Annotated in this window: 5 protein-coding genes; 4 read left to right on the top strand and 1 reads right to left on the bottom strand. The window is 70.9% G+C overall.

From position 1 onward, the window contains the following. The 3 genes from H5J29_RS20400 to treZ form a co-directional block, all read left to right on the top strand. Positions 1–233: hypothetical protein (locus H5J29_RS20400; RefSeq protein ID WP_181782653.1), on the top strand; the 233-nt coding region annotated here is incomplete at its 5' end. Between the two features lie 153 nt (positions 234–386). Next, a complete protein-coding gene (locus tag H5J29_RS20395; RefSeq protein ID WP_181782652.1) occupies positions 387–854 on the top strand; it encodes a MarR family winged helix-turn-helix transcriptional regulator in 468 nt (155 codons plus the stop codon). Positions 855–1,549: 695 nt separating this feature from the next. After that, on the top strand, positions 1,550–3,292 hold the full coding sequence (treZ, locus tag H5J29_RS20390) for a malto-oligosyltrehalose trehalohydrolase (protein WP_181782651.1): 1,743 nt from the start codon (positions 1,550–1,552) through the stop codon (positions 3,290–3,292). A 79-nt stretch (positions 3,293–3,371) separates the two neighbouring features. Here treZ and H5J29_RS20385 read toward each other — a convergent pair whose 3' ends face one another. Next, positions 3,372–4,355, bottom strand: coding sequence for a malate dehydrogenase (locus H5J29_RS20385; protein ID WP_181782650.1), 984 nt, complete (start codon positions 4,353–4,355; stop codon positions 3,372–3,374). 134 nt (positions 4,356–4,489) lie between these two features. Between H5J29_RS20385 and H5J29_RS20380 the strand changes: the two genes are divergently transcribed. Continuing rightward, positions 4,490–5,061: DUF418 domain-containing protein (locus H5J29_RS20380; RefSeq protein ID WP_512700127.1), on the top strand; the 572-nt coding region annotated here is incomplete at its 3' end.

The following is a 5,061-nucleotide window of genomic DNA, read 5'->3' as shown; positions in this document are numbered from 1 at the left end:
CGGCGGAGCACGCCGTGGCGTTCGCCAGCACGGACAAGCTCGTCGCGGTGGCCACCCGGCTCCCGGTGGGCCTGGCCGCGCGCGGGGGCTGGCAGGACACCGTCCTCCCGCTCCCGGGCGGCGCCGAGGACTGGCACGACATGATCACGGACACCCCGGTCGCGGGCAGCGCGCCTGCCCTGTCCACCCTCCTGTCCCGGTACCCGGTGGCCCTCCTGGTGAGGCCTGCCTAGCGTCATATATCGCATTGCGCACCGTGTTGCGCATGACGCTGCTCACCAGCGGAACCCCTCGGTAACCCGTGACGTTGAACAGACTGATATCTCGACGGTCGAACCACAGATCGTCGAGGTACGGGAACCTGAGAACCAGGACGAGGGAGTTCGGTGAGTGAGATCGCAGTACGACTGAGGGACGTCGTCGCGGCGTCCGACGCCTACCGGCAGACGACAGCCCGCCTGCTCGGGCTCGGGGTCCCCGAGACCACGATCCTGGTGCACCTGCTGCACGACGGGCCGCGCACACCCACCGCGCTGGCCCGCCGCGTCGGGGTCACCCCGGCCAGCGTGACCGCGCAGCTCGACCGGCTCGAGCTGGCGGGCCACGTGGTCCGCCAGGCGAACCCGCGGGACCGGCGCAGCGTGCTCGTGGCGCTGACGCCCGCGGGCCGCGCACTCGTGGACCGCATCTTCGCCGTGTTCCGCGCGGATGTGGCGCGCGGCACCGCGGACACCGATCCCGCGATACTCGACGAGGTCGCCCGTATTCTCGGCGAGGTGTCGCAGCACTTGACCGAGCGGGCCCACGACGAGCCCGGCATGGCCCGCGACCTGGGGTTGCAGACCGCGCGCTGAGCCGCCGCGCGGATACTTCGGAAAGCTGACTTCTCATTTCCGAGAAATTCTTCAGGAAAATGCGGCTGAACGGCCGATTACGCGCGAGTTCGGTTTTCCTACAGTCGGAACGGCAACGCGCCAGGACCGGGTATCCCCCCACCCACCGGTGCCTCGTTGCCGGGATCGCCGGCCGACTTCGTGCCCCCCGACCGGCCGGCGGTCCCGACCTACGGGTTCCTCGACAGCGGGCCGCCGGCGGTGGGCGGCCCGCGGTTCCTGCGTTCGATCCGCAGTGTCGGTCGAGCGGGCGTGGGCGTCGGGGGCGCCGAGATCGCACGTTTCGTGCTCTCAGCGTTGTTCGAGCGGGGGTGGGGCCAAGATCGCACGTTTCGTGCTCTCAGCGTTGTTCGAGCGGGGGTGGCGCCAAGATCGCACGTTTCGTGCTCTCAGCGCGGCAAGATCGCGGATTGGGTGCGCTCAGGGCGGTAACGACAGCGCTGTGAGCACTCTTCTCGCGATCTTGATGCCTCCCTATCGCGCCCACCGCACGCAAAGAGCGATCTTGCCGCGCTGAGAGCACGAAACGTGCGAACTCGAGCCCGTCACGACCCGGCCCGATCCCGCGAGCCCACGACGCTCGCGGCCTACCGGTGAACGTGACGTGACCGCCCCGGACGAGCGTGTCGCCGCCCGGACCGGCAGGATTCACAATCGTGGCTGAGTACGCGGTGTGGGCGCCGGAGAAGGACAGGGTCCGGGTCCTGGTGGACGGCGAGACCTACGCGATGCGCCGGGCGCCGGGTGGCTGGTGGCGGGCCGACATCGAGGACAACGGTCCCGGGTCGGCCTACGCCTTCCTCGTCGACGAGGACCCGACCCCGTTGCCGGACCCGAGGTCGCTCTGGCAGCCGAACGGGGTCCACTCCGCCTCGCGGCGCTACGACCAGGCGGCCTTCTGGTGGACCGACCAGGCCTGGACCGGCCGGACGCTGGCAGGCAGCGTGCTCTACGAGTGCCACATCGGCACGTTCACCGACGAGGGCACCTTCGACTCCGCGATCGAGAAGCTGGACCACCTCGTCGGGCTCGGGATCGACATGGTCGAGCTGCTGCCGCTCAATGCCGTGGACGGACCCCGGAACTGGGGCTACGACGGCGTCGGCTGGTACGCCGTCACCGAGAACTACGGCGGGCCGGACGGGTTCAAGCGGTTCGTCGACGCCGCCCACGCCCGTGGGCTCGGTGTGGTGCTCGACGTCGTCTACAACCACCTCGGCCCCTCCGGCGCCTACCTCGACCGCTTCGGCCCCTACTTCGCGGGCTCCAACATCTGGGGCCCGTCGCTGAACCTCGACGGCCCGTGGTCGGACGAGGTCCGCCGGTTCGCCATCGACAACGCGCTGATGTGGCTCAAGGACTTCCACGTCGACGGCCTGCGCATCGACGCCGTGCACGCCCTCAAGGACAGCCGCGCGCAGCACGTGCTCGAGCAGCTGTCGCTCGAGGTGACGGCGCTCGAGGCCCACGTGGGCAGGCCGCTGTCGCTGATCGCGGAGTCGGACCTGAACGACCCCCGGATGATCACCTCGCGGGACGGCGGCGGGATCGGGATGACCGGCCAGTGGGCGGACGACATCCACCACAGCCTGCACACCGTGCTCACCGGCGAGTCCCAGGGCTACTACGCGGACTTCGCCGAGGCCGATCTCGCCGGCCTCGCACACGTCCTGACCCGCGGTTTCCTGCACGAGGGCACGTGGTCGGCCTTCCGCAGGCGCACCCACGGGGCACCGGTGGACACGGTGCGCATCCCCGGCCACCGCTTCGTGACCTACCTGCAGAACCACGACCAGATCGGCAACCGGGCCACCGGCGACCGGCTCACCCAGCTGCTCTCCCCCGGCATCCTGGCCTGCGGGGCGGCGCTGCTGTTCACCTCGCCGTTCACCCCGATGCTGTTCATGGGCGAGGAGTGGGGCGCGCGCACCCCGTGGCAGTTCTTCTCGCACTTCCCGGACCCGGGCCTGCGCGAGGCCGTCCGCAAGGGCCGGACCAGCGAGTTCGCCGACCACGGCTGGGGAGACGTCGAGGTCCCCGACCCCAACGCCGAGTCCACGTTCCTGGACTCCAAGCTGGACTGGGCGGAGCAGACGCAGGAGCCGCACGCCACCCTGCTGGCGATGTACAAGGAGCTCATCGCGCTGCGCAAGGCGTGGCCGGAGCTGTCCGACCCGTGGCTCGACGAGGTGGCGGTCGACGTCCATCCCGAGGCCCGCACCCTGGTGATCCACCGCGGCAGGCTGCGCGTGCTCGTCAACCTCGGCCCGGAGGAGGTCGCCCTGGACCTCGCCGCCACGGTCACCCGGATCCTGCTGGCCAGCGAGCCGACGGCGAGCGAGGGCCCGGACATCACCCTGCGCCCCGAGTCCTTCGCCATCGCGGTCCTCGCCGACTGACCCCACCCCGAACGCACGAACGGCACCCTCGCTCACACCTAGTGAGCGAGGGTGCCGTTCGTTCAGTACGGCGGGCGGGTCAGATGAGGCCGAGGCCCTTCACGGCCTCGCGCTCCTCGACCAGCTCGGCGACGGAGGCGTCGATCTTCTCGCGGGAGAAGGCGTCGATCTCCAGGCCCTGGACGATCTCGTACTTGCCGTCCTTCGTGGTGACCGGGAAGGACGAGATGATGCCCTCGGCCACGCCGTAGCTGCCGTCCGACGGGATCGCCATCGAGGTCCAGTCGCCCTCGGCGGTGCCGTTGACCCAGGTGTGGACGTGGTCGATCGCGGCCGAGGCCGCCGACGCCGCGGAGGACGCGCCCCGGGCCTCGATGATCGCCGCGCCGCGCTTGGCCACGGTCGGGATGAACTCGTCCTTCAGCCAGGACTCCTCCACCTGCTCGGCGGCGATCTTGCCGCCGACCTCGGCGTGGTAGAGGTCCGGGTACTGGGTCGCGGAGTGGTTGCCCCAGATCGTGAGCTTCTTGATCTCCGAGACCGGCACGCCGAGCTTCTGCGAGAGCTGGGCCAGCGCGCGGTTGTGGTCGAGCCGAGTCATGGCGGTGAAGCGCTCGGCCGGGACGTCCGGCGCCGAGGACTGCGCGATGAGGGCGTTGGTGTTGGCCGGGTTGCCGACGACGAGGACCTTGATGTCGTCCGCCGCGCCGGCGTTGATGGCCTTGCCCTGCGGGGCGAAGATGCCGCCGTTGGCCTCGAGCAGGTCGCCGCGCTCCATGCCCTTGGTGCGCGGGCGCGCACCGACGAGCAGGGCGACGTTGACGCCGTCGAAGGCCTTGGTGGCGTCGTCGAAGATGTCGACGCCCGCGAGCAGCGGGAAGGCCCCGTCACTCAGCTCCATGGCGGTGCCCTCGGCCGCCTTGACGGCCTGGGGGATCTCCAACAGGTTCAGCTTCACCGGGGTGTCGGACCCCAGGAGCTGCCCGGAGGCGATCCGGAAGAGCAGCGCGTAACCGATCTGGCCAGCGGCTCCGGTGACAGTGACGGTGACAGGAGTGGACACGCCGTGAGGCTAGCCCTCCCCACCCCCGCGCGCCGCGACGGGGATCACGGAGGTGGCGCAGGTCTCTCACCAGCCGCGACGACGGCCCGCGGCGGCGGACACGAGCATCCAGAGGTGCCCGTAATGTCGCGCTCGTGACCGGCGCCCTCCCGCTCTCCGCCCGGGCGGTCGCGCCCGATCTCGCGCGCGGCGCGATGCTGTTGCTGATCGCGCTCGCGAACGTGCACCTGTTCCTGCTGGGCACGCCCGGCCTCCGCGGTTACCCGCAGGATCTCGACCTCGCCGACCGCGTCGTCGCGGTGGTGCAGCTGCTGCTGGTCGACGGCCGCGCCTATCCCCTGTTCGCCCTGCTCGTGGGGTACGGGGCCGTGCAGTCGGCGCGGAACCGGGAGGCGGACCGGGCCGTCGGGATCCTGCGCAGGCGGGGTCTGTGGATGCTCGTGATCGGCGCGGTCCACGGGCTGGTGCTCTTCCCGGGCGACATCGTGGGGGCCTACGGGCTGCTGCTCGTCGCGTTCGCGGGGATCCTGGTCCGCGGCACGGACGTGACCCTCCGGACCGTCGCCGTGATCGGGATCGTGCTGACCGGGTCGCTGGGGTCGTTCGGCGGGCTGCGGACCGGGCTGCCGGTGCTGCCCAGCGTGGCCACGCCCGAGGTCGGGCGGGCGCTGCTCCTGCACGTCGGCGAGTGGCTCAACGGGACGAT

The sequence above is a fragment of the Pseudonocardia pini genome, from assembly GCF_013870575.1.
Taxonomy (GTDB): Bacteria; Actinomycetota; Actinomycetes; order Mycobacteriales; family Pseudonocardiaceae; genus Pseudonocardia; species Pseudonocardia pini.
The sequence above is the reverse complement of the archived record's forward strand: the minus strand, read 5'-3'. Positions and strand labels throughout refer to the sequence as shown.